The 2,369-nt window shown below is 69.5% G+C and carries 3 protein-coding genes; 2 read left to right on the top strand and 1 reads right to left on the bottom strand.

All coding sequences use genetic code 11. The annotated features are described in order from the left end of the window. Positions 1-45: 45 nt before the first annotated feature. Entirely contained in the window at positions 46-1,089 is a 1,044-nt protein-coding gene (gene tsaD / locus CXY91_RS06275; RefSeq protein WP_100959763.1) for a tRNA (adenosine(37)-N6)-threonylcarbamoyltransferase complex transferase subunit TsaD, read from the bottom strand. A 94-nt stretch (positions 1,090-1,183) separates the two neighbouring features. Here tsaD and CXY91_RS06270 point away from each other — a divergent pair, with 94 nt between their 5' ends. Further along, positions 1,184-1,384 (top strand): hypothetical protein, encoded by a 201-nt coding sequence (locus CXY91_RS06270; RefSeq protein WP_100959761.1) that lies wholly within the window; start codon positions 1,184-1,186, stop codon positions 1,382-1,384. Between the two features lie 31 nt (positions 1,385-1,415). Beyond that, the coding region (locus CXY91_RS06265) for a uroporphyrinogen-III synthase (RefSeq protein WP_158673285.1) at positions 1,416-2,369 on the top strand (954 nt) is incomplete at its 3' end.

Genomic DNA, 2,369 nt, shown 5'->3' with positions numbered 1-2,369 from the left:
CGCCGGCGCCGGCGACGCCTATCGTCCGGTAGCGGCTTTTTGCACTCACGCCTGCGCCCTGAGTTCTTCGAGCGGCCAACGCGGGCGTGCCACCGCGCCCATGTCGTCGACGAGGCCGAGCCGCAGGCGCTCCAGCCCGGCCCAGGCGATCATCGCGCCATTGTCGCCGCAGAGTGCGACCGGCGGGGCGACCATCGGCAGCCCGGCCTCGGTCGCAAGCCGCACCAGGCCATTGCGGATCTGCTGGTTGGCGGCGACGCCACCGGCAACGACCAGCGAAGACGGCTTGATCCCGGCCTCGCGGCAGGCGCGCAGGCCCGCCCGCGTGCGATCTACCAGCACGTCGACCACCGCAGCCTGGAAGGAGGCGCAGAGATCGGCGACATCACGATCGGAGAGCGGCGCGATCCGCTCGGCGACCAGCCGTACCGCCGTCTTCAGGCCGGACAGCGAGAAATCCGGATTGGGCCGACCGCTCATCGGCCGCGGGAACTCGAAGCGCTCGGGATCGCCGCTGCGTGCCTCGCGCTCGACCGAAGGTCCCCCCGGATAGGGCAGGCCGAGCATCTTGGCGATCTTGTCGAAGGCTTCGCCGACCGCATCGTCGATGGTCGTGCCCAGCCGGAGATAATTGCCGACACCGCGCACCGCGAGCAATTGCGTATGCCCGCCGGAGACCAGCAGCAGCAGATAGGGGAAGGCGAGATCGTCGGTCAGCCGCGCCGTCAGCGCATGACCTTCGAGATGGTTGATCGCGATGAAGGGCTTGCCCGTCACCAGTGCGATCGCCTTGGCGGTGGTAAGGCCGACCATGACGCCGCCGACCAGCCCCGGCCCCGCTGCCGCCGCGACGCCGTCGATCTCGGCCGGCTTCATGCCGGCGCTCTCGAAGGCACGCGCCACGATCCGGTCGATCGCCTCGACATGGGCACGCGCCGCGATCTCCGGCACGACGCCGCCATAGGCGGCATGGGCCGCGATCTGGCTGAGAACCTCGTTCGACAGGATCTTGGCCTCGCCGGAGCGTTCGACGCAGACGATCGCGGCGGCCGTCTCGTCGCAGGTCGTCTCTATGCCCAGAACTCGCATGCTCGTCATGGTGTTGGGCGGGCATCGGCACTGGTCGCCGGGCTGCCGCCGAGGTGCGCGGTTTCGCGCGGGGATTTCCTCCGTATAGTGCTGCATGAAGGAGAAGGCCAATGCCCAGCGTCGGCCCATCCGCACAGAACCGGAGAGCTCGCACCAGATGACGGACATACCGATCGCCGGTTATGCCATCCTTGTCGGCGAATGCCTTGGTTCCGTCACGGAGGCCGCGCAGGGAGCGAGGATCGGGCGCGGATCTCGCATCCGTATCCAGCCCGGCAGCTTCGATCCGGCCTGAGCCCGCCCGAGGAGACGATATGCGCGTTTTGGTGTTCAGACCGCTTGAGGATGCCGAGCGCAGCGCTCAGAGCTTGCGCGAGCGTGGCAAGGACCCGGTGGTCGCGCCGCTGTTTCAGGTCCTGCCAACAGGCGAGAAGCCGCCCAAGGGACCATTCGACGCGCTGGTGCTGACCAGCGCCAATGCCGTGCCGGCGCTGGAGGGCCTGCCGAAAAGCTGGCGCGGCGTCCTGCCTGCGTTCTGTGTCGGCACGCGCACTGCGGACGCTGCCGGCAAACTCGGCTTCACCGCCCACAGCGCCAGGGGCGGGCGCGCCGAGCTGCTGGCGCTGATTCTGGAACAGTTGCCGAAGGGCCAGAAGCTGCTCCTCGTCGCCGGCCGCGACCGGCACGAAGACCTGCCGCAGCAACTGGGCGACGCCGGCCACGAGGTCACGATCTGGACCGCCTATGAAGCCAAGGCCGTCGACGCCCTGCCCGCTCCGGCCGCCGATGCGTTGCGCGATGGCTCGGCCGATGCCGCCCTGCATTATTCAGCGCGCAGCGCCGAGATCTTTTTCGACCTCGCCGGCAAGGCCGGGCTAACCGAGCAGGCGCAGGCCCTGCCGCAGCTCGCGCTCTCGGTCGCGATCGCCGCACCGCTGATCTCGGCTGGGTCCGACACCGTGCTCGTCGCCGAGCATCCCGAGGAAGCCGCGCTCTTCGCCGCACTCGATCAGCTTCCCGCTCGCACTTTGCTGACCGGCGATGTTAAGGAGCCGGCAGCGGCGGACGACAAGGCGGACAAGGACGAGATGGCGGCGGGACCGAGCAGCGACCAGAGCCAGACCGGCAAGCGCCGCAATCGCTCCGGCCGGACGCCGCCGACCATCGAGCTGGCCGCCACCCCGGCCACGGAAACGGCCCCCGCAGAGGCTGCCGCCTCGACGACGACCGCAGCCGAAGCCGAACGCATCGAGACCGCCGCCGAAGCGGTCCTGCCGACC

This window comes from Allobosea sp. FBZP-16, from assembly GCF_002831785.1.
In the GTDB taxonomy this organism is placed as follows: domain Bacteria; phylum Pseudomonadota; class Alphaproteobacteria; order Rhizobiales; family Beijerinckiaceae; genus Allobosea; species Allobosea lupini.
Note: the sequence above shows the minus strand (reverse complement) of the source record. Positions and strands in the feature narration are given on the sequence as shown.